The sequence below is a fragment of the Kitasatospora sp. NPDC057595 genome (assembly GCF_042800875.1).
Classification (GTDB): Bacteria; Actinomycetota; Actinomycetes; order Streptomycetales; family Streptomycetaceae; genus Kitasatospora.
The window spans coordinates 375698-396349 of record NZ_JBHVGL010000003.1; the positions used below are offsets into that span (position 1 = coordinate 375698).

The window sequence follows — 20652 nt, forward strand, 5'->3', positions numbered from 1 at the left end:
AGATCAGACATATGGTGAGGCGACCGCGGGGCGAACGTCGCGCGAACATACCCGGAGCGAACCGCTGCGCGACCCGATTCGGTTATCCTGCTCCACACTTGTGGCACCGTCGACGCCCCGCGCGGGGGCGTTCCGACGACCTGGCAGGGGGAGCGCATGACCGACGGCACGGGCCGGACCGACGACGTGGAGGTCAGCCTCGACATCCATCTGGCGCACTCCGCGCGGATGTACGACTACTACCTCGGCGGAACGACCAACTTCCCCGCCGACCGGGAGGCCGCCGGCCGGGCGCTGGCGGTCTTCCCCTACGCCCGCTCCGCTGCCCGCGCCAACCGCGCCTTCATGCGCCGCTCGACCAGGCTGCTCGCCGAGGCCGGCATCCGCCAGTTCCTCGACATCGGCACCGGCATCCCGACCTCTCCGAACCTGCACGAGGTCGCGCAGGCGGTCTCGCCGGACGCCAAGGTCGTGTACGCCGACAACGACCCGATCGTGCTGCTGCACGCCCAGGCCCTGCTGCGCGGCACCGAGCAGGGCGTCACCGCCTACGTCCAGGCGGACGTGCGCGAGCCCGGCGCGCTGCTGGACTCGGCCCGGGAGGTCCTGGACTTCACCCGGCCGATAGCGCTCAGCATGAACGCCCTGCTGCACTTCGTCCCGTCCGAGGCCCACCGGATCACCGAGGGCCTCAAGGAGCAGCTGCCCGGCGGCTCGGCGCTGGTGATCAGCCACCTCACCCAGGACTTCGCGGCCGAGGAGACCGAGCGGCTGATCCAGGTCTACACGGCCGCCGGCACCGCGGTCGCGGCCCTGACCCGGGACGAGTTCGGCGAGTTCTTCACCGGCTGGGACCTCATGACGCCGGGTGTCGTCGCCACCCAGCGCTGGCACCCGACGCCCGAGGACGAGGCCGAGCCCGTCACGGACGCCGAGGCCTCCTGCTACGGGGCCGTCGCGATACGCCCCTGAGCCGCGCTCCCCCGACTGCCGCGCTTCCCCGGCCATCGCGGGGCTCAGCCCACCGCGGGCGCGGGGGTGGGATCAGCGGTGGGTGTCGGCCCAGGCGCGGATCCGGTCCGCGATCGCCCCGGAGTCCCGGACCCAGCGGAAGTGGTCCGGCCGCCGGCCCGCGTCACCGGCGTGGTGGTCCCGGTCCAGCCGGGCGGACGGGATCTTCGCGCAGAGCCGGTCCACGGCCGACACCGGGGCCAGGTCGTCGCCCGCCACCGAGAGCGCCAGCACCGGCAGGCTGAGCTCCGCCAGCAGGGTCTCGTAGTCCCGGTCGGCCCCGGCGGGCTCGAACCGGCCGGTGCGGCAGATCCGGGCCCAGTCGCGCATCAGGACCGCCGACTGGCGCCCGGCGAAGCCCAGCCGGTCCCCCGGCCAGTGGCCGACCGCGGCGGCCACCGCCGCGGTGAGGTGGGTGGCGGCCAGGACGCGCGGGCCGTGCAGGCCGGGGAAGCCGCGGTGGTCGACCGAGCCCGTCGCGACCAGCGCCACACCGGCGACCGCCTCCGGGTGGGCCGCCGCGTGCAGCAGCGAGACCTGCCCGCCGAGGCTGTGGCCGACCGAGTACACCGGCAGCGCGCCGAACCGGGTGCGGGCGGCGCGCAGCACGGCGGGCCAGTCGAGGGTGGCGAGTTCGTGGTAGCCGTGCCGCGCCGAGCGGTCGGCCCGGGGCCCGCTCGCGCCCTGCCCGCGCAGGTCGGCGCAGACCACGCCGAATCCGGTGCGGGCGAGTTCGGCGCAGAACGCCTCGTAGTGGGCGGCCCGCACGCCGAGCGCGGGCCACAGCACGGCCACCGCGCTCGGCGCCCGGTCGGGCACGGTGACGGTCGCGGCCAGGGTGGCGGGCCGGCCGGGGACCGGGACCGTCAGCCGCTCGACCGTGGTCATCCGGCGGCTCCGAGCAGCATGTGCTCCAGCCGGGACTGCCGGGTCTCGTGCGACCAGCTCTCGGCGGTGGCCAGCCGCTCCTGCGGGGTGGTGTCCAGCAGCAGCCGGTCCTGCCAGACCTGGTACCCGGCGGCCAGGGCCGCGTGCTCCTCCATCCCCCGCTGGAAGAGCGTCTCGCGGCGCATCAGCATCTCCTGCATCGGCAGCCGCTGCCACAGCTCGTAGCCGCGGCCGATCACGTCGAGCAGCCGCTGCCGCTCCCCCGGGTGCTCGGTCAGCAGCCGGCGGATCACGGCGCTGCCCACGGTGAGGTGGCGGATCTCGTCGACGTTGGCGGCCCGTTCGATCAGCGCGGCGGCCGGGTCGAAGCAGCGCCACTTGCGTTCGCTCAGCTCCGCCGCCGGGGCGAGCACACCCTCCACCAGCACGGTGAGCACCAGGACACCGCCGTAGAAGTCCGCGTTGTCGCGGAGCACGCCGAGGCCGAACTCCTCCAGCGGGTCGAGCACGGCCGCGCGGTCCGCTCCGGCGACCCGCTGGACGGTGGCGGCGAGTTCGCCGGCCGGCACGCCGAGGCGCAGCAGGTGGTCGCGGAAGGCGCGGGAGTGCCGGGCCTCGTCGATGAGCTGGGTGGAGAAGAACTCCAGGCAGCTCTCGTCGGGGGCGTGGAAGACCAGCTGGGTCAGCGCCCTGGTCGCCTTGGACTCGGCGAGGTGGCGGAAGGCGAACTCCGCGACCAGGGCGTCGCGCAGCGGCCCGGGGGTGAGCACCGCGGGGGTCGGCCCGGGGTCGGGGACGGTGCCGTCGCGCAGCTGGCGCAGCATGCCGCCGGCGACGTGGTCGAACCAGTACCGCAGGTCGCACTGCTCCGGGGTGAGTTCGAGGTCGCGGGCGCCTTCGAGGACGCCGGGGGCGGACCTGAGGTCGACCTCCGCGGGGAGGTCCGGGATCGTTTCGGTGGTCATGGTGGCTCCAGGTCAGGTCAGCATGAGGAGAGTTGACTTCGCGTCAGATGGCGCGGGTGGCCCGCATCAGGTTCCACACCGCGGTGGGTGAGACGCCGCCCTCGAAGGCCGCGTACTCCGGTTCGATCACCTGCGGGTCCCACTTGAGCTTGAAGGCCTCCTGGCTGCGCGCCGGGTAGACCGCCCGGCCGTGCTCCGCCAGCAGGCGAACGACGCGGGCCAGGGTGCGGCCGGCCGCCGGGGGGTCGTGCTCGGCCGCGAGGCCGGCGAACGGGGTGAGGCCGAGGTGCAGCCAGCCGGCGCCCTCGGACTGGAACCGGGTGAGCGCGGTGAGGTTGATCAGCTCGACCGTACCCACCGGGCTGTCGGGCCGGCGCCGGGTGAGGTCGTAGAGCCAGCCGGGGCGGGCGCCGTACGCCGGGGAGTAGCTGATGTACCCGAGGGTGCGCCCCTCGCGCCGGGCGACGAAGGTGCGCCGCCAGGGCGCTCCGGGGCCGCCCCGTTCGCCGATCAGGAACCGCAGTTCCTTGACGTGCCGCCCCTTGTCCCGCAGCCAGGCGGCGTCGATGGCGGACAGCTCCGGGTCCTCGCCCTCGCCCTGGGCCAGCTCGGTGACGGTCACGCCCTCCCGGCGGGCCCGGGCGGTGTTCTGCCGGACCTTGGCGAGCGCCCGGCCCCGGGTGGTGAAGGCGCCCAGGTCGATCGCGTAGGTGCTGCCGATCTGGTTCACGGCGAAGCCCTGTCCGACGTACAACGGGATGTCGACGGCCCGGAGTTGGGCGACGGTCAGCCGGGCCGGGACGGCCGCCCGGAACTCGGCGAGCAGCGCCGCCCGGTGCTGCGGCGGCGCGAACGGGCCGCCGAACTGGATGGCGTGCCGGCCTCGGAGGGTGTAGGCGATGAGGCCCCGGTCGCCGCCGCCGTGGTGGTGCCGGGTGCCGGAGTTCAGGGCGAGGAAGCCGCTGGGGTGGTCGGCGTGGCGGCGCAGGGTCTCGGCGGCGTCGACCCGGGGGACGGCCGGGGTGGTCACACCCGCTCCTTCGGCCTGGAAGGCCGGTCGAACCTCCGGGGGCCGCCGGCGAGTTGATCGTCGAACTCGACGAAGGCCGGGTGCGGGGAGGGCTCGAACGGCACGCTGAACGGCTTGAGGAAGTTGCCGAGCAGCCCGCGGTCGCCGCAGAGGTGGAGCGGGATGGCGAGCAGGGCCCACTCCGGCTCGACCAGCCAGGCCCAGAGCGCGGCGACGGCGCCGGCGGTGAGGGCGCTGTGCATGGTGTTGTACAGCACGTAGTAGGCGCGGTGGATCCGTCCGCCCTTGGCCCGGTGGTGGGCGAGCGCCCCGGGCAGGTAGCCGATGAGGTCGATGTAGCCGAACAGCGCGAGGGCGGGCAGCCAGCGCACCTCGTCCCAGTGGTAGAGCAGCAGCCCGGCGCAGATCAGCAGGCCGGTGAGGTACTCCGCGCGCAGCAGGCGGTAGGTGACCCGCGACTCGAAGCGGTTGGCGGCGTCCATCAGGCCTCCGTCCGGGCCGGACCGGCGCCGAGCAGGCCCTCCAGGATGCCCAGGATGTTCTCCCGCAGCACCCGTTCGGCGACCGGGTCGATGATGCCGGCCAGGCTGGGGAGTCCGAAGTCGAACTCGGCCCTGAAGCGGACCGCGCAGCCCTCGCCCTCCTCCCGCACCTGCCACTGGCCGGTGAAGGTGTCGAAGTCCCCGGTGGTCTGCTCGAAGGAGATCAGCCGGCGCGCGTCGTCGAAGGTGTCGGCCTCCGACCAGCTGAGCACGCCGTTGCGGAAGTCCACCTCCCAGTCGCTGTGCAGCGGTTCGGTCCGCGGCCCGGGGTGGACGGTCACCTGCCGGACGGCCTCGACGAGCGAGGGGTAGCGGGCGAAGTCACCGATCCGGGCGTACGCGTCGTCGGGTGCCACGCTGTCGTAGCGGACGTCCAGGTCCACGGTTCTCATGGGTCGTCACCTTCACTTCTCTGGAGAGGGCTACTGCACGGAGGACTACTGCGCGGAGGGGCGGGACGGGTCGGGCAGCCGGGTGGCGAGCGCGCGGGCGGCGGCGGTGACGGCGGCCTCCAGCCGCTCCAGCTCGTGCTCCTCCAGCACGGCGGGCGGGGTGAAGCGGGCCACCGTGTGGGCGTTCAGGGAGTGGTTGACCACCACCCCCTGGTCCAGCAGTTCGAGGATGAACTCCCCCACCAGGCCGGCGTCGTGGAACTCGACGCCGATCAGCAGCCCGCGGCCGCGGATGTCGGCGACCAGGTGCGGGCAGTGCTCGCCGAGCACCCGGGTCAGCATGGTGAGCAGCCGGCCGCCGAGCGTGTGCGAGCGGCCGACCAGGTCCTCCTCCTCGATCAGTTCGACCGCGGCACGGGCGGCGGCCATCGCGATCGGGGCGGCGGAGAAGGTCGAGGTGTGCAGGAAGGGGTCGCGGTCGAAGGCGGCGAACGCCGCGGGGGTGGCGATGGCGGCCGCGACCGGGACGACGCCGCCGCTGAGCGCCTTGCCGACCAGCAGGACGTCGGGCACGACCTGCTCGCGGTCGGCGCCCCACATGGTGCCGAGCCGGCCCAGGCCGGTCATCACCTCGTCCAGGACGAGGAAGGCGCCGGTCCGGCGGCACAGCCGCTCGACCTGCTTGAGGTAGCCGTCCGGCGGGATCACCACGCCCGCCTCGCCCTGCACCGGTTCGAGGATCACGCAGGCATCGGAGGCGTCCGGGCCGAGGGCCGCGGCCAGCGCGTCGATGTCGCCGTACGGGACGTGGGCGGTGTCCGGCAGCAGCGGCCGGAACGGGTCCTGGTAGAGCGGCTTCGCGGTGGCGGAGAGGGCGCCGAGCGTCTTGCCGTGGAAGCCGTCGACCATCGAGACCAGCCTCCGGTGGCCGGCGCTGCGGGCCAGCTTGATGCCGGTCTCCACCGCCTCGGCGCCGGAGCCGCAGAAGTGCACCCGCTCCAGGCCGGGCGGTGCGACCCGGGCCAGGGCGGCGGCGGCGTGGGCGGCGGAGGGCTCCAGCAGCAGCCGGGTGGACAGCGGGTGGGTGCGCAGCTGGTGCTCGACGGCGGCGACCACCTTCGGGTGGCAGGCGCCGGCCAGGAAGACGCCGTAGCCGCCGCAGTTGAGGTACGCGCGACCGTCCGTGGTGCGGACCACGGAGCCGGAGGAGGACGCCTCGACCTGGCCGCCGAACATCTCGCCGAGCTTGCCGCGGCCCCGGCTGAGGTGGGCCCGGTAGAGCGCGGCGATGCCGGCCGGGTCGTGCGGGGCCGGTGCCGTGGTTTCGAGCGCCTGGGTCACTGCCCGGGTCCTTCCTGGGGTCGGGGGGGGGTGGCGACGTGCGCCCGGCCGGTCGACGGGGGATGCGCCGACCGGGCGCACGTGCCGATCTGGGTCAGGACAGCAGCAGCGGCTGTCCCGCGTGGTGGTCCAGCAGGGCCTGTGCGCTGCTGGACCGGGAGGGCGGGTGGAAGGCCAGGGCCCGGCTGACCGCGAGCAGGTAGCCGACCTCCGAGGAGCCGATGTAGGCCATGCCGCCGAGCAGTTCGGCGGCCCGGTCGGCGGCCTCCACCAGCAGGTCCTGGGCGGCGTAGCGGGCGGTGAGCACGGCGGCCAGCTCGTCGTGGCCGACCTCGCCGGACTCGGCGGCCCGGGCCTGGTTCTCCACCACCGCGATGGCGGCCTCCAGCTTGGTGGCCAGGGCCGCCCGGTCGGTGGTGCTGCCCCGGCCCTCGTCCAGCGCCCGCTCGACCAGCCGGGCGACCGCGCCGGTGTAGGCCGCGGTCACCAGCAGCTCGAACCAGACGAAGCCGACGGTCTGCAGGGTGTCGAGTCCGCCGCCCAGCTCCTGCTTGGGCTTGAGCATCAGCTCGGGTGCCACCTCGACGTCCACCAGCCGGACCTCGTCGCTCTCGGCCCCGGCCAGGAAGCCGCTGGACCAGAACGGGTGCCGGGTGATCCCGGGCGAGGTGGCCGGGATCAGCGCGACGCCCAGTTCGGTGCCGCCGTCCGGCAGCGGGACCGCCACGCTCGCGGTGAGCAGGTCCATCGAACGGGACAGGCTGCACGGCTTCTTGGCGCCGGTGACCAGGTAGCCGGCCTCGACCTGACGGGCCGTCATGGTCGCGCTGAGGATGCCCTGTCCGGCGCGCCCCTCGGCGAAGCCGGAGGCCACCAGCAGCCGGTCCCGGGCGATGCCCTCGATCAGCAGCCACTCCAGACCGGTCGCGTCCGCCGAACCGAGCAGCGCGACCAGGCTGGCCACCGAGAAGTTGTGCATGGTCGCGGCCACCGCGAGCGAGGGCGACAGCGCCCCGATCGCCCGGGTCGCCCGGACCGCCTCCAGCGGGCCGGCGCCGCCGCCGCTGTAGTCGGTCGGCACCAGCAGGCCCGGGCCGCCGGCCCGGCGGAAGGCGTCCAGGCCGGGGCTCTCGGCCGACTCCAGGACCTCCAGCGGGACGTCGGCGAGCGCGTCGCGCAGTCCGGGCAGGAACGTGTCGCAGGCCTCGCGGGCCAGCTCCATCGAGCGGATCATTCGGCCGCCTCCCGGGCCGGAACGAGCGCCTCGAACGCGGCCTCGACCGGCCGGATCCCGTCGGCCACGCTGACACCCTGCAGGCGCGAGGTGCGCAGGATCGGGAAGTTGGCCTCGCCGCCGGGCCCGCCGGTCAGGCCGTTGCCGCCGTGGGTGGGCAGCAGCGGCAGGAAGCCGATGTGCGAGTCGTTCACCTTGATCAGGCCTCCGTTGGTGACGCCGGCGACGAACCGGTCCACCACCCGCGCGTCCCGGGCCCAGAGCGAGTTGCGCAGCCCGTAGGCATTGGCGTTGGTGAACTCGATGACGGACTCCAGCAGTTCGTCGTCCGGGGCGTCCTCGGGGACGACCACGGGCAGCAACGGGAAGAAGGTCTCGTGCCGGACGGCGTCCAGGTCGTTCGCCGCCTTCAGCCCGTCCACCCGCAGCAGGGTGGGTTCCAGGAACAGCCCGATCGGGTCGGGCCGGCCGTCGACGTCCACCCGCTCGCCGCCGCACAGCAGTCGGGCGCCGCCGGCCACGGCCTGCTCCAGCACCTCGAAGAAGGAGTCGGCGCGCAGCACCGGCGAGAGCAGCACCCCCTCGTCCTCGGGGAAGCCGGGCCGGATCTCGGCCACCCGGGCCCGCAGCCGTTCGATCAGCCGGTCGGCGATCCGCGGGTGGACCACCGCGCGGTTGGGCACCATGCAGATCTGGCCGGAGCCGTAGAAGGCCTCGGCGAGCGCCTCGGCCGCCAGGTCCGGGTCGGCGTCGTGCCAGACCACGGCGGTGTCGTTGCCGGCCAGCTCCAGCACCGGCTTCTTGCCGCGGGCCACGCACTCGGCGCCGAACGCGATGCCCTTCTCGCTGCCGCCGAAGTACATGATGTCGTCGACCAGCGGGCTGTCCAGCCAGTGCCGCAGGGTCTGCCGGGCGTCGGCGCAGACCGCGTTGAGCACTCCGGCCGGCGCGCCGACGCGCTCCAGCGCGGGGACCACCAGCCGGTGCAGCGCGTGCAGCACGCCGAGCGGCGCGCTCACCGGCGCCCGGACCACCAGGGCGTTGCCGGCGGCCAGGGCCCAGACCCCGAGCATCGAGTTGGCCACCGAGGCGTTCTGCGGCGGGTTGAGGCAGACCACGCCGTCCGCGACCCGTCGGACGGTCATCCGGCGGGGCCCGATGACGGCCTGGTGCTCCATCTGGCCCCGGCACCACTCCCGGGTCTCCTCGCCGGTGTTGGCCAGCCAGCCGGTCAGCTCCCAGCGGGCCAGCGTGCGCGGGTGGCCCTCGGCGACCATCAGATCGACGATCTCGTCGAAGTGCTCCACGACCAGGGCGCGGAACTCCTCGACCAGCCGCATCCGGGCGGCCAGCGGGAAGGCCCGCCACTCGCGGGCCGCCGTCGAGGCGGCGACCAGCGCGGCGTCCAGGTCGTGGCCGTCGGCGAGCGAGCAGCGGCCCACCACCTGCTCGGGGGCGTCGGCCGGGGCGATCCGGCCCTTCTCCAGGCCGCGCTTGAGCGCCAGCGACCCGAAGAAGTCGCGCACCATCGCGGAGGACCGCAGGGTGTACACCCAGTCGGTGCCAGGGCGGTCCTGCCCCGCGATGTAGGAACCGTAACTCAGCATCGCGTCACTCCTGTTCTTCGTCGCTTTTTTCTTCGTCGCTTTTTCCGTCGACTCCGGCCGCGGCAGGACTGTGCCGGACAACCGTGGACTCCCTGCGCGGGGGGCCTCCGGACGCTCCGGTCCGGGCGGGCCGCGGGGACACCGCGCCGTTCGGATCGGGAGGCCGATTCCTCCAGAACGATCCGTCTCGTCCTACGGTAGAGTCTGCCTGTCCCCCCGTCAACAACCTGCAAGTCAGGGAGGTTTGCGTGAACCGACAGTGGTCGGTCGAGGAAAGCATGCTGATCGGGGCCCGCCCCGAAGTGGTCTACCGGGCCGTCAGCGACATCCGCCGGATGGGTGAGTGGAGCCCCGAGTGCAAGGCGGTGCTGGCCCGGCGCGGGCCGGCCGCCGCGGGCTCGCCGTTCATCGGGTTCAACCGGCGCGGCGTGGCGGTGTGGTTCACCACCTGCCGGGTCACCCGGGCCGAGGAGGGCCGGGAGTTCGCCTTCCGAGTCGGCGTATTCGGCCTGCCGGTGGCCAGTTGGGGGTACCGGTTCGAGCCGGCCCCGGACGGCGGCACGACGGTCACCGAGTACTGGCGGGACTTGAGGAAGGGGCCCGGCGCCCGGCTCACCGAGCTGCTCGGGCTGGTCTTCACCGCCACCCGCCCGATCGACCGGGCGCGGATCAACCGCCAGGGCATGCGCACCACGCTGGAGCGGCTCAAGCGCGCGGTCGAGCGCGGCTAGGAGGGTTCCGGGAACGGGCCGCGCCGTACTGGACGGCGCGGCCCGGGTGTCACTCGGAGCGCAGGTAGGGCGAGTTCAGCGTGCCGTCGACCAGCCGCTCGACGTCCGCCTCGGAGAAGGTCTCGTCGAAGAACAGGCAGCGGAACAGCATCACGCCCGCCCAGCTGTCGAGCACCAGCGAGACGTCCGTGTCCGGCGGCAGGTCGCCGCGCTCGATCGCCCGCTCCAGGGCCTGCGTCGAGCGGTTCTTGCGCTCGCCGACGAGGTTGTCCCGCAGCACGTTCTCGAACTCGGAGCTGGCCGCCGTGTCGGCGATCAGACCGGGCAGCACCGCACGGACCTCACGCAGGCCGAACAGCCTGGCCAGCGTGTTGGCCGCGGCGAGCATCTCCGCCCGGCTGTCGCCCAGGTCGGCCGTCGGCACCTCGGGGAAGGAGTCGCGCAGGGCGTCCAGCACCAGCGACGGCTTGTTGGGCCAGGTGCGGTAGATCGTCGCCTTGCCGACCCCGGCGTTGGCGGCCACCCCGCCGATCGTCAGCTTGGCGTAGCCCTGGGCGACGAGCATCTGGTGGGTGACGGACAGGATCCGCCGACGGGCCTCCAGGTCCCGCATGGCCGCCCCGGAGGCGCCGTCCACGCGTGTCAGCGTGCGCTTGGTACCCACTGCTTCTCAATCCCCTGGCGTCGGAAGTGACTTGCGGCGTACGGACGTGGCCGGTATCAGATAAGAACGAGTCGGACCGTTCTATCACGACTGCGCCGCGCCGGGCCACCTCGTCCGCGGCGCGCCGGGGTGCGGCGGGGTGCGCCGGGGTGCGCCGGGCTTCGGCGGGGTGCGCGCACCGCCGTGCCCGCACCCCACCGCGCCGGCCCCGGGCGCCGGCCTCAGGCGCCGCGCCCGTCCAGCACCGCCTGGAAGGCGGCGGCCAGCCTCGGCACCAGCGCCAGGTCGGTGAACATGGTGTAGTGGTTGCCGGGCACCGGGACGACCGACATCTCGCCGTCGACGTGGGAGCGCCAGTAGTCCTTGCTCAGCAGCTTGATCCGCAGCACCGCCACCTCCTCCTCCGGGTGCGGCTGCTCGGCGTCGAAGACCACCACCGGTCCGCTGACCTTCCCGTCCGGGTAGTACCCCTTGAGGGCCTCGTGGTTGCGGCGCCAGATCCGCACGAACCGCAGGAACTCCTCCTCCCCGGCGGGCAGCCAGTCGGGACGGGTCCTGAGCACCTCGGCCACCTCGGCCATGCTGCGCGGCGGAGCGGCGTCGCGCCGGATGCCGGCGTCCGGCATCACCGAGGCGATCATCTGCGGCAGCGCGACCAGGAACTCCTGCTCGGTCAGGGACTCGCCGACGTACGCCTCCGGCGGGTGGGCGTCGAACAGGTACAGCCCGGAGACCCCCTCGCCGGCCCGCTGCAGCTGCAGGGCGACCTCGAAGGCGAGGTTGCCGCCGAAGGAGTAGCCCGCGAGCCGGTACGGCCCGTGCGGCTGCACCGCCCGCATCCGCTCGATGTACAGCGCGGCCAGCTGCCGGATGGTGACCGGTCCGTCGCCGAGCTCGCGGGGATAGGCGAACGCGGTCAGCGGGCCGTCGAAGTCCAGGTGCTCGGCCAGCCGGAAGTAGCAGAAGTTGGTGCCGCCGGCCGGGTAGATCAGGAACAGGTGCGGGCCCTCGCCCTCGCGCACCCTGACCATGGCGGAGTACTCGGCCGTGCCGTGGACCAGCTCCGTGAGGTACTCGGCGATCCCGCCGGGGGTGCGGCGGTCCGCGAACGCCTCGAAGTCGACCTCCACGTGGTAGCGCTGCGACAGCAGGCTGGCCGCGTCGACGGCGGTGAGCGAGTCGCCGCCGAGGTCGAAGAAGTCGTCGTCGGGGCCGATCCCGTCGATGCCCAGCAGCTGCTGCAGCACGGCGACGACCTCCGCCAGCAGCTCCCCGGTGTCGGCCCCCGGCGCGGCCGGCGTCGCGGCCGGGGCCGGAGCCGGGGCGGCCTCGCGGGGCGCCGGCTCGATCCAGTGGCTGCGCGGTTCGAGCGGGTAGCCCGGCAGGACGGTCTTCACCGCCGCGCCGAGGTCGCCGAGCAGCTCCGGCGCGACGCTGCCGCCGGCCACGAAGTCCCGGGCCGCCGGGTGGTCGCCGGCCCGCCCGCCGCCGGCCAGGAACGCGTCCAGTCCGGCCAGCGCCTCGTCCAGGGAACCGGCGACCAGCGCCAGGCGCTCCGTCCAGTGGGTGCGGCCGGTGCCGAGCGTGAGGGCGAGGTCGTCCAGGCGCGGCCGGGCCTGCTCCAGGTGGCCGCGCAGCCGCTCGGCCTGGCGGACCAGCGCCTCGGGGCCGCGGGCGGACAGCAGCAGCAGGTACGGCTCCCCCGCCGGCTCGCGGCGGCGCTCCGCCGCGACGTGCCGGCCCAGGACGCAGTGCCCGTTGGTGCCGCCGAGTCCGAACGAGCTGACCGCGGCGGCCGTGATCGGCTCGGCCGGCAGGTGCTTGTCGGTGTGCACCACGTAGCGCGAACGCTCCAGCGGGATCAGCGGGTTGACCGCGGAGAAGTTGATCTGCGGGGGCACCGTCTGGTGGTGCAGCACCAGCGCGGTCTTGATCAGGCCCACGATGCCGGCCGCCGCGTCCAGGTGCCCGAGGTTGGCCTTGACGCTGCCCAGCGCGCACTCCCGGGTGCCGTCGTGCGCCATCGACAGCGCCCGGATCTCGATCGGGTCGCCGATCGCGGTACCGGTGCCGTGCGCCTCGACGTAGCCGATCTCGTCCGCCGGGGTGCCGGCCGCGGCCAGTGCGGCGCTGACGGCGCGGGCCTGGCCGCGCACGCCCGGCGCGGTGAAGCCGATCTTGTCCGAGCCGTCGTTGGTCACCGCGCTGCCGCGGACCACCGCGTAGATCCGGTCCCGGTCGGCGAGGGCGTCCGCGAGCCGCTTGAGCACGACCACACCGGCCCCGTTGCCCCGCACGGTGCCGCCCGCCGCCGCGTCGAACGGCCGGCAGTGGCCGTCGGGGGAGGCGATGCCGCCCTCCTTGTGCAGGTAGCCGGAGTGTTGCGGCACGGTGATGCTCACCCCGCCGGCCAGCGCGACGTCGCACTCGCCGCCGCGCAGCGCGGCCGCCGCCTGGTGCAGCGCCACCAGCGAGCTGGAGCAGGCGGACTGGACGGTCTGGCTGGGCCCGGTGAGCCCCAGCTTGTAGGACACCCGGGTGGCCAGGAAGTCCTTGTCGTTGCCGATCAGCACGGGGTAGCTGAGCTCGGTCGGCGCACCGTTCGGGGCGCCCTCCTGCTCGTCGCGCAGGATGTTGTTGAGCAGGTAGGTGCTCATGCTGGAGGAGGCGAACACCCCGATCGTGGCGTCGCCGGAGCGCGGCACCGTCCCGGCGTCCTCCAGGGCGCGCCAGCAGGTCTCCAGGAAGACGCGGTGCTGCGGGTCGGTCACCCGCGCCTCCTGCGGGGTGTAGCCGAAGAAGTCCGCGTCGAAGCGGTCGACGTCCTCCAGCGGGACGCCCCGGGCCACGTAGCCCGGCTGGGCCCGCAGCCGCTCGTCGACGCCGGCCGCGGCCAACTCCTCGTCGGTGAAATCGCGCACGGCGCTGACGCCGTCCACCAGGTTCTGCCAGAACTCGTCCACCGTGCGCGCACCGGGCAGGCGCACCGCCATGCCGACGATGGCCACGGGCTCCGCGGGATTGGCGGCAGTCATGTCGTTGCTACGCTCCTTGGTCATGCCGCACCACCGGCGGCGAGGGTCAACAGCTCCAGGTGGGAGGCCAGTTCACGCACGGTCGTGTGCATGAACAGGTCGATCATCTCCAGGCCCGGCACGTCCTGGGCGAGCCGGCGGTGCACCTGGAGCACCTGTACCGAGCTGCCGCCGACGTCGAAGAACCGGTCGTCGGCGGTGAATTCGGAGAAGCCGAGGACCTCCCGCCAGACCCGGGCGACCCGGACGATCGCGGGGGTCGCCGCGCCGTCCGCCTCGGCGAAGGACAGCCGGGTGTCCGGCTCGGGCTCGGACCACGGCAGCGCGGCCGCGTCGACCTTGCCGTTGACGGTCAGCGGCAGCGTCGCCAGCTCGACGTAGCGCGCGGGCAGCATGTAGCCCGGCACCAGGTCCTTCATCGCCGCGCGGATCCGCTGGTCGTCCGCCTCCGGCCGGCGCACCACGAACCCGACCAGCTGCGGCTCCGCCGCCCGCTCGTCCAGCAGGACGGCGCAGTCGGTGACGCCGGGCACCGCGCGCAGCGCCGTCTCGACCTCGCCCAGCTCGATCCGGTACCCGCGCAGCTGGACCTGCTGGTCCATCCGGCCCAGGTAGACCAGGTTGCCGTCGGCGAGCACCCGGCCGAGGTCGCCCGAGCGGTAGAACCGCCCTTGCTCGCCGGGGAGTTCGACGAAGCGCTCGGCGGTGAGCTCCGGCTGTCCGAGGTAGCCCAGCGACACCCCGGCGCCGGACACCAGGATCTCGCCGGGGACGCCGACCGGGACCGGCGCCAGGTGCTGGTCGACCACCCGGATCGCCAGGTCCGCCAGCGGCTTGCCGATGATGCTGGGGCGGCGCTCGGCGATGTCCTCGGGCGTCACCCGGTAGGACGTCACATGGACCGTGGTCTCGGTGATGCCGTACATGTTCACCAGCTCCGCCCGCGGGCCCAGCAGCTCGACCCAGCGCGCCAGGCTGTCGAACTGCAGCGCCTCGCCGCCGAAGACCACGTAGCGGACCCGGATCCGGTCCACGTGGCGCTCGTCCAGCGCCCCGCTGAGCCGGCGGAAGGCGGAGGGCGTCTGGTTGAGCACCGTGACGCCGGTCTCCGCGAGGAAGTCGGCGAACCGGTCGGGCGACTTCCGTTCGGCCTCGGAGGGGACGACCAGGCGGCCGCCGTAGAGCAGCGCGCCGTACATCTCCCAGACCGCGAAGTCGAAGGCGTACGAGTGGAAGAGGCACCAGGTGTCGTCGGCCGTGAAGCGGAACTCCCGGTCGGCGGCGCCGAACAGCCGCAGTACGTTGGCGTGGGTGACCTGGACGCCCTTGGGCTTGCCGGTCGACCCGGAGGTGAAGATCACGTAGGCGGGCCGCTGCCGCAGGTCGAGCGCCGGCAGCGCCGTCCCCGGCAGGTCCGCGGCGGCGCGCAGCAGTTCGTCCAGCGGGATCCGGGCGTCGTGGCCGATCCCGGTGAAGACCTCCGGACCGCAGATCAGCGGCAGCCGCGCGAACCGGCCGATGATGTGGCGCACCCGTGCCTCGGGCGCCGCCGGGTCGAGCGGCACGTACGTCTTGCCGGCCTTCAGCACGCCGAGCAGCACCGCGATGAGGTCGCAGCCGCGGTCCATCGCGACGGCCACGTGGTCGGCGGGCACGGTCGCCCGCAGCCGGCGGGCGATCCGGTTGGCCCGCTCGTCCAGTTCGCGGTAGCTCAGCCGCTCGGCGCCGTACTCGACCGCGGTGCGGTCCGGGTACTGGGCGGCCCGCTGCTCGAAGACGGCCTGGAGGGAGGGCGCGGTCGGGACCGGGAGGTGCCGGTTGACCAGGGCGTCGATGGCCCGGGCGCGGTCCGGGGAGACGCCGCGCACCTCGGCGAGGTCGACGTCCCGGCCGACGGCCACCGAGTCCAGCAGGGTCAGCAGGGTGGCCGTCGGGTCGCCGGCCGCCAGGGCGTCGGTGTGCGCGAGGTGGTAGCCGTAGCCGTCGCCGAGGTCCTCGACCCGGGCGACGAGCGGGTAGACCAGGTCGCGGCGGTGCAGTTCGAGGCTCTCGGCCGTCCAGTCGGCGATCTGGAAGGCCAGCGCCTGGCGGTAGTAGGTGAAGGAACTGCTCGGTGTGTGGCGTCCGGCCCGGACCCCGGGGATGACCTCGTCGGCGTTCGCCGTCAGGTCGAAGCCCTCGTGCCGGATCATCGAGCCCATCCGCTGCTCGACGTCCCGGCACAGGTCGCCGAAGGTGGCGTAGGCGTCGAGGTCCACCGCGAGCGGCAGGGTGTTGACGAAGTAGCCGTACGCGAGGCGCCGGCGCTCGTCCCCGCCTCTGCGGTTGCCCAGCGGGATGGCCGTGGTGACGGTGCGGCTCGCGCTCAGGGTGCCGAGCAGCAGCAGGTGCACACCGAGGAAGAAGCTGAACTTGCGCACCCCGAGCTCGGCGACCGTCTTGTCGATCGCGGCGTTCAGCTCGGCGTCCAGCGGCAGCCACAGGTGCGCGCCCTCCAGGATCCCCTCGGCGTTGCGGCCGGCCTCCAGCTCCTCCAGCGCGAGCGCGGAGAGGCCGCCCAGCATCGAGCCGAAGAACTCCTTCGCGGCGGGGTCCCGGGTGTCGCCGTCCGGGAAGTCCAGCGGGCTGAGCTCGACGCCGGCCGGCCGCGCGGAGGGGTCCCGGTAGAGGCGCTCGATCTCCGGGCCGACGTTGTAGAAGGCGAAGGCGTCGCAGATCAGGTGCGACATCCGGATGGTCAGGAAGGTGGCCTGGTCGTCCTCGACCAGCGTGTAGTCGTACAGCGGCCAGCGGTCGACGGGGATCTGCCGGCGGGCCTCCCCCGACATCCGCTCCCGGACGCGCTCGGTGGCGTCGCCCGCGCAGCGGGTGAGCGGCACCCGGTAGCGGCGCTCCGGGTCGTACACCGCCCTGACCTCGCCGTCGCGCTCCGCGAACACCGTGTTGAACGCGACGTTGGCGTTGAGGAACGCCTCGACCGCTCCGCGCAGGCGCTCGGAGTCGATGTCGCCGGTCATCCGGAAGGCGAACGTCAGATCGTACGAGGTGTCGCGGGGATGAACTTTTCCGTGCAGATAGAGCTTTCGCTGAGCGGCCGTGAGAGCGCGTACCGTCTCGGGCATTTCTGACATCCCCCATGAGTGGCTTGCTGATTGCCGCGGAGGCTCGGTCCCGGCGATCTGGATATGCCGAACAAGGCATTGACGAAAATCTCGCGACACGGCGTCCGATTGCCCGCTGTGCGGGTGCCGTGACTCTCCGCAGACATCGCTGTCGGGGTTCGGTGCCCGCCACCCCGTCCGGCAGTGAAGAAGAACCTGCAGGTCGGGCGCGATGCCGCCGGGCGGCGGAGCATTCCAGAACGGATCGACTCGACCCACAGTAGGCCCGGCCCGGGTGCCCGTCAAGGAACCGCCGCCTCCGTTTACGCATCCCTGATAACCCGAATCGCGTTCTTCGGCCAGTTTCTGAGGCCTCGTCGGGCGCGGCATCCGGAACCCTTGAAATGGCCTGCCCGCTGACTACCATTGGGCGGCGACGCACCAGAATCAAGGGGGATCGGTGAAGGTCCGACAGCAGGAATCCGCCAGGTCTTCTCGCGCAGGGGAGAACGGGGGGGAGCGGTCCGGCGGGGACGACCGGCCCGGGCTCTCCGCCGTGGAACTCGTACCGGTGGGCGCACTGCTGCCCGCCGATTCACCGCGCAGCGCCGGCGAGGACCCGCACCACACCCAACTGCTCGCCCAGTCCGGGGCGGTGCTGCCGCCGATCACCGTGCACCGCGGCTCGATGCGCGTGGTGGACGGCATGCACCGCCTGCGCGCGACCGTCGCGCGCGGCGAGGACCTGATCCGGGTGCGCTTCTTCGAGGGGACCGCGTGCGAGGCCTTCCTGCTCGCCGTGCGCGAGAACACGGCGCACGGCCTGCCGCTGTCCCTGAGCGACCGCGCGGCCGCCGCGTCCCGCATCATCCGCTCGCACGGGACCTGGGCGGACCGGGCGATCGCCGAGACGACCGGCCTGTCCGCCAGGACGGTGCGGGAGATCCGCCGGGTCACGCTCGACGAGGCCGACCAGCCGGCCGTACGGCTGGGCCGGGACGGGCGGACCCGCCCGCTCAACAGCGCCCGGGGGCGGGTGCTCGCCGGTCGGCTGATCGCCGAGATGCCCACCGCCTCACTGCGGCAGATCGCGGAGCTGGCCGGCATCTCCCCCGGCACCGTCCGGGACGTCCGCGCCCGCATCGACCGCGGCGAGGATCCGGTGCCGCCGTCGATGACCGGAAGCACCCGCAGGAGCAGCGGCGCTGACTCGTCGTCAGCGCCGCACGCGGCCGAACGGGACGCGCATCGCGGGCCCGCCGGCCGGGCCGAACGGGAGCCCGAGCGGGAGCCCGGGCGCGAGCACCCGCCGATCGCGGAGCAGCGGCAGGTCGGGGAGCAGCGGCCACCCGCGGAGCAGCCGCCGGCCGCCGAGCCGGCCCGCGACCAGGGAGCGCTGCTCGCCCTGCTGGCGAAGGACCCCTCGCTCAAGTATGCGGAGAACGGCCGTCTCCTGCTACGCCTGCTCAGCGCCACCTCGCTGCCCCCGCAGTACTGGCGGGAGCTGATGAACGCCGTCCCCGGCCACTCCCTCCCGCTGGTCAGCCAGGCCGCCAGGGCCTGCGCCGAGACCTGGGCGGAGTTCGCCGACCGGCTCGACGGCCGGACCTGAGCGACCGTCACCGGCCACCGCCGTGCAACTGCCGCAGAACCCGCGGTTGCACAGCGCGCGGGCCGAGGGTGCGCGGCGCGCGGTCGGGCGGCTATCGTCACCAGTGCCTTCACCGCACCGCGGGTCAGCGGGCTTCCACACCCCTGAAGCGACCCGGTCCGGGAGGCTCGTTCGGCGCCGCGCGGCAGGACCCAGGGTCCTCCGGACCGTGGTCGACCACCCTGCCCGCCCGCCGCCGACGCATTCCTGCCGGCGGTCCGCACCTGCCCGACGCCACTGCCTCGGGGACGAAGCCCGTCACGGACCGTCGTCGACCACGACGGTCCCGGGCGCGCCGCGGCCACCCTTCGCGGCGCCCCGTCCCCGGCCTCCCATCCCACAGAAATCGGGGAACCCGACATGAACCTTCTGGAATCCACAGCGCCGGTGACCACACGGACCGGACTGACCCACCCGGTCGGCATCCTCGGCACCGGCCTGCACGTGCCGCGGACCGTGGTCACCAACGAGGACCTCACCCGCACCCTGGACACCTCCGACGAGTGGATCACCTCCCGCACCGGCATCAGGGAGCGGCGCTTCCTGGAGGAGGGCCGCGTCACCTCCGACATGGCCATCGAGGCCGGCCGCCAGGCGCTCGCCCGGGCCGGGGTCGACGCCTCGGAGCTGGACGCCATCGTGGTCGCCACGTTCACGCCCGACCAGCCGCTGCCCTCCACCGCGATGATCATCGGGGAGGCGCTCGGCGCCCGCCGCGCGATGCCGCTCGACCTCACCCAGTCGGCCTGCTCCGGCGGCATCTACGCCCTGCTCACCGCCGCGCACCTGCTGCAGAACACCAACTACCGGTACGTCCTGGTCATCGGCGCCGACGCCGGCTCGCGCGGCACCGACCCTCAGGAGCGCACCACCCGGGTCTTCCTCGGCGACGCCGCGGGCGCCGCCCTGCTCGGCCGCACACCGGCCGGGTTCGGCCTGCTGGGCTGGGACACCGACGGCGAGCTCTCCTACGAGGTGGAGATCACCGCCGGCGGCTCGCGGCTGCCCACCAGCCCGGAGACCGTCGAGGCGCGCTCCCAGTACCTCAAGATGAACGGCAAGGCCGTGTGGAACATGGCCACCGAGAAGCTCCCGGAGAGCATCCGCCGCACCGCCCTCCACGCCGGGGTCGAGCTGGACGAGGTCCAGCACATCCTGCTGCACCAGGCCAACCTCAACATCATCAACGAGGCCGCCAAGGCCCTCGGGGTCTCCGCCGACCGGGTGCCGACCACCGTCCAGCGGTTCGGCAACACCGCCGCCGCCAGCGTGTTCACCGTGCTGCACGAGACCATCGAGAACCGGGCGCGCCACGGCGACCTGCTGATCATGTCCGCGATCGGCGCGGGCTTCCTCTGGGGCTCGGCCTGCTTCCGGCACTTCGACCCGTTCGGTGAGGCGTAACGTGCTCGCGGTGGTCGCCAAGAGCGCCGACCGGGCCGACCCGCTGGCCGGACTGCACGTCGGCGACTGGCCGGCGCCCCGGGCGGAGGGCGACTGGACGACCGTCACGGTCCGCGCCGCCTCGCTCAACCAGCACGACCTGTGGACGCTGCGCGGCGTGGGCCCGGGTGCCCGGCAACTGCCCGTCGTCCTGGGGTCCGACGCGGCCGGCGTCGACGAGGACGGCAACGAGGTGATCATCCACCCGGTGGTCGGCGACCCCGCCGCCGGCCACGGGGACGAGACGCTCGACCCGGCCCGGACCCTGCTCGGCGACGAGCACGACGGCACGTTCGCCGAGCGGGTGGCCGTACCGCGCCGCAATCTCGTCCCCAAGCCGGCGGGCCTGTCGTTCGAGGAGGCCGCCTGCCTTCCCGGTGCCTGGCTGACCGCGTACCGGATGCTCTTCAAGCGGTCCGGGGTCCGGCCGGGCGGGACGGTGCTGGTGCAGGGTGCCGGCGGCGGGGTGTCGACGGCGCTGATCGCGCTCGGCTCCGCCGCCGGCTACCGGATGTGGGTGACCGGGCGGAGCGAGGAACGCCGTGAGCGCGCGCTGCGGCTCGGCGCCGAGGGCGCCTTCGCGGCCGGAGCCCGCCTGCCCGACCGGGTCGACGCGGTGATGGAGACGGTGGGCGAGGCCACCTGGGCCCACTCGCTGCGCAGCGTGCGCCCCGGCGGCCGGGTGGTGGTCAGCGGCGCGACGACCGGGGCGATGCCGCCCGCCGATCTGGCGCACGTCTTCTTCCGGCAGCTGACGATCGTCGGCTCCACCCTGGGCACCCGCGAGGAACTGGTGGAGCTGGCCGCGTTCTGCACCGCGCACCGGCTGGCCCCGGTGGTCGACCGGGTGCTGCCGCTGAGCCGGGCCCGGGAGGGCTTCCAGGCGCTGGCGGACGGCGCGGTGTTCGGCAAGGTCGTCTTCGATGCGTCCCGATGACCGGCCACCCCTGCCCTGGGCCGACTGATCGTCAGTCTGTGCTGCCGTTGGAGGATTCGAGGAGCCGTGCCCGGCCGGAA

16 protein-coding genes are annotated in these 20652 nt (G+C 73.7%); 5 read left to right on the top strand and 11 right to left on the bottom strand.

Features of this window, described 5'->3' with window-relative positions; genetic code table 11:
- The first annotated feature begins 156 nt into the window (after positions 1-156).
- Entirely contained in the window at positions 157-972 is an 816-nt protein-coding gene (locus ACFU9E_RS07840) for an SAM-dependent methyltransferase (protein ID WP_380684955.1), read from the top strand.
- Positions 973-1044: 72 nt separating this feature from the next.
- Here the strand turns inward: ACFU9E_RS07840 and ACFU9E_RS07845 are convergent, their stop codons facing one another.
- The 8 genes from ACFU9E_RS07845 to ACFU9E_RS07880 all read right to left on the bottom strand — a co-directional run bounded on the left by ACFU9E_RS07845 (position 1045) and on the right by ACFU9E_RS07880 (position 9010).
- Positions 1045-1899 (bottom strand): alpha/beta fold hydrolase, encoded by an 855-nt coding sequence (locus ACFU9E_RS07845; RefSeq protein WP_380684956.1) that lies wholly within the window; start codon positions 1897-1899, stop codon positions 1045-1047.
- On the bottom strand, positions 1896-2864 hold the full coding sequence (locus ACFU9E_RS07850) for a VlmB-like protein (RefSeq protein ID WP_380684957.1): 969 nt from the start codon (positions 2862-2864) through the stop codon (positions 1896-1898). Before ACFU9E_RS07850 ends, ACFU9E_RS07845 begins: the two co-directional genes overlap by 4 nt.
- 43 nt (positions 2865-2907) lie before the next feature.
- On the bottom strand, positions 2908-3894 hold the full coding sequence (locus tag ACFU9E_RS07855) for a bifunctional lysylphosphatidylglycerol flippase/synthetase MprF (protein WP_380684958.1): 987 nt from the start codon (positions 3892-3894) through the stop codon (positions 2908-2910).
- Positions 3891-4376 carry a hypothetical protein gene (locus ACFU9E_RS07860; RefSeq protein ID WP_380684959.1) on the bottom strand — a complete coding sequence of 162 codons (486 nt, stop codon included), beginning with the start codon at positions 4374-4376 and terminating at the stop codon, positions 3891-3893. Before ACFU9E_RS07860 ends, ACFU9E_RS07855 begins: the two co-directional genes overlap by 4 nt.
- Positions 4376-4828 carry a type II toxin-antitoxin system RatA family toxin gene (locus tag ACFU9E_RS07865; RefSeq protein WP_380684960.1) on the bottom strand — a complete coding sequence of 151 codons (453 nt, stop codon included), beginning with the start codon at positions 4826-4828 and terminating at the stop codon, positions 4376-4378. Before ACFU9E_RS07865 ends, ACFU9E_RS07860 begins: the two co-directional genes overlap by 1 nt.
- Positions 4829-4873: 45 nt before the next feature.
- The gene (locus ACFU9E_RS07870; protein ID WP_380684961.1) at positions 4874-6169 is read right to left on the bottom strand and encodes an aspartate aminotransferase family protein; all 1296 of its coding nucleotides are present in this window, start codon (positions 6167-6169) and stop codon (positions 4874-4876) included.
- Between the two features lie 94 nt (positions 6170-6263).
- The gene (locus tag ACFU9E_RS07875; protein WP_380684962.1) at positions 6264-7403 is read right to left on the bottom strand and encodes an acyl-CoA dehydrogenase family protein; all 1140 of its coding nucleotides are present in this window, start codon (positions 7401-7403) and stop codon (positions 6264-6266) included.
- On the bottom strand, positions 7400-9010 hold the full coding sequence (locus tag ACFU9E_RS07880) for an aldehyde dehydrogenase family protein (protein WP_380684963.1): 1611 nt from the start codon (positions 9008-9010) through the stop codon (positions 7400-7402). Before ACFU9E_RS07880 ends, ACFU9E_RS07875 begins: the two co-directional genes overlap by 4 nt.
- A 248-nt stretch (positions 9011-9258) precedes the next feature.
- Between ACFU9E_RS07880 and ACFU9E_RS07885 the strand changes: the two genes are divergently transcribed.
- Positions 9259-9741, top strand: a complete 483-nt coding sequence (locus ACFU9E_RS07885; protein ID WP_380684964.1) for an SRPBCC family protein — start codon at positions 9259-9261, stop codon at positions 9739-9741.
- A 49-nt stretch (positions 9742-9790) separates the two neighbouring features.
- On the opposite strand, the gene ACFU9E_RS07890 is transcribed toward ACFU9E_RS07885, so the two are convergent.
- From ACFU9E_RS07890 to ACFU9E_RS07900, 3 genes are all read right to left on the bottom strand, one after another.
- A complete protein-coding gene (locus tag ACFU9E_RS07890; RefSeq protein ID WP_355363277.1) occupies positions 9791-10378 on the bottom strand; it encodes a TetR/AcrR family transcriptional regulator in 588 nt (195 codons plus the stop codon).
- A 248-nt stretch (positions 10379-10626) separates the two neighbouring features.
- The gene (locus tag ACFU9E_RS07895; RefSeq protein ID WP_380685100.1) at positions 10627-13464 is read right to left on the bottom strand and encodes a beta-ketoacyl synthase N-terminal-like domain-containing protein; all 2838 of its coding nucleotides are present in this window, start codon (positions 13462-13464) and stop codon (positions 10627-10629) included.
- On the bottom strand, positions 13461-16931 hold the full coding sequence (locus tag ACFU9E_RS07900) for an amino acid adenylation domain-containing protein (RefSeq protein ID WP_380714842.1): 3471 nt from the start codon (positions 16929-16931) through the stop codon (positions 13461-13463). Before ACFU9E_RS07900 ends, ACFU9E_RS07895 begins: the two co-directional genes overlap by 4 nt.
- A gap of 166 nt (positions 16932-17097) precedes the next feature.
- Here ACFU9E_RS07900 and ACFU9E_RS07905 point away from each other — a divergent pair, with 166 nt between their 5' ends.
- The 3 genes from ACFU9E_RS07905 to ACFU9E_RS07915 all read left to right on the top strand — a co-directional run bounded on the left by ACFU9E_RS07905 (position 17098) and on the right by ACFU9E_RS07915 (position 20572).
- Positions 17098-18153 (top strand): hypothetical protein, encoded by a 1056-nt coding sequence (locus ACFU9E_RS07905; protein ID WP_380685098.1) that lies wholly within the window; start codon positions 17098-17100, stop codon positions 18151-18153.
- Positions 18154-18552: 399 nt separating this feature from the next.
- The gene (locus ACFU9E_RS07910; RefSeq protein WP_380685097.1) at positions 18553-19596 is read left to right on the top strand and encodes a 3-oxoacyl-ACP synthase III family protein; all 1044 of its coding nucleotides are present in this window, start codon (positions 18553-18555) and stop codon (positions 19594-19596) included.
- Between the two features lies 1 nt (position 19597).
- A complete protein-coding gene (locus ACFU9E_RS07915) occupies positions 19598-20572 on the top strand; it encodes a zinc-binding dehydrogenase (protein WP_380685101.1) in 975 nt (324 codons plus the stop codon).
- The last annotated feature ends 80 nt before the right edge of the window (positions 20573-20652 follow it).

Bases quoted from the DNA above. Each gene is read 5' to 3' on its own strand.
- ACFU9E_RS07880 (WP_380684963.1), bottom strand. From the start codon at position 9,010: ATGCTGAGTTACGGTTCCTACATCGCGGGGCAGGACCGCCCTGGCACC.
- ACFU9E_RS07895 (WP_380685100.1), bottom strand. From the start codon at position 13,464: ATGACCAAGGAGCGTAGCAACGACATGACTGCCGCCAATCCCGCGGAG.
- ACFU9E_RS07845 (WP_380684956.1), bottom strand. From the start codon at position 1,899: ATGACCACGGTCGAGCGGCTGACGGTCCCGGTCCCCGGCCGGCCCGCC.
- ACFU9E_RS07900 (WP_380714842.1), bottom strand. From the start codon at position 16,931: ATGCCGCGCCCGACGAGGCCTCAGAAACTGGCCGAAGAACGCGATTCG.
- ACFU9E_RS07910 (WP_380685097.1), top strand. From the start codon at position 18,553: ATGAACCTTCTGGAATCCACAGCGCCGGTGACCACACGGACCGGACTG.
- ACFU9E_RS07860 (WP_380684959.1), bottom strand. From the start codon at position 4,376: ATGGACGCCGCCAACCGCTTCGAGTCGCGGGTCACCTACCGCCTGCTG.
- ACFU9E_RS07850 (WP_380684957.1), bottom strand. From the start codon at position 2,864: ATGACCACCGAAACGATCCCGGACCTCCCCGCGGAGGTCGACCTCAGG.
- ACFU9E_RS07840 (WP_380684955.1), top strand. From the start codon at position 157: ATGACCGACGGCACGGGCCGGACCGACGACGTGGAGGTCAGCCTCGAC.
- ACFU9E_RS07875 (WP_380684962.1), bottom strand. From the start codon at position 7,403: ATGATCCGCTCGATGGAGCTGGCCCGCGAGGCCTGCGACACGTTCCTG.
- ACFU9E_RS07865 (WP_380684960.1), bottom strand. From the start codon at position 4,828: ATGAGAACCGTGGACCTGGACGTCCGCTACGACAGCGTGGCACCCGAC.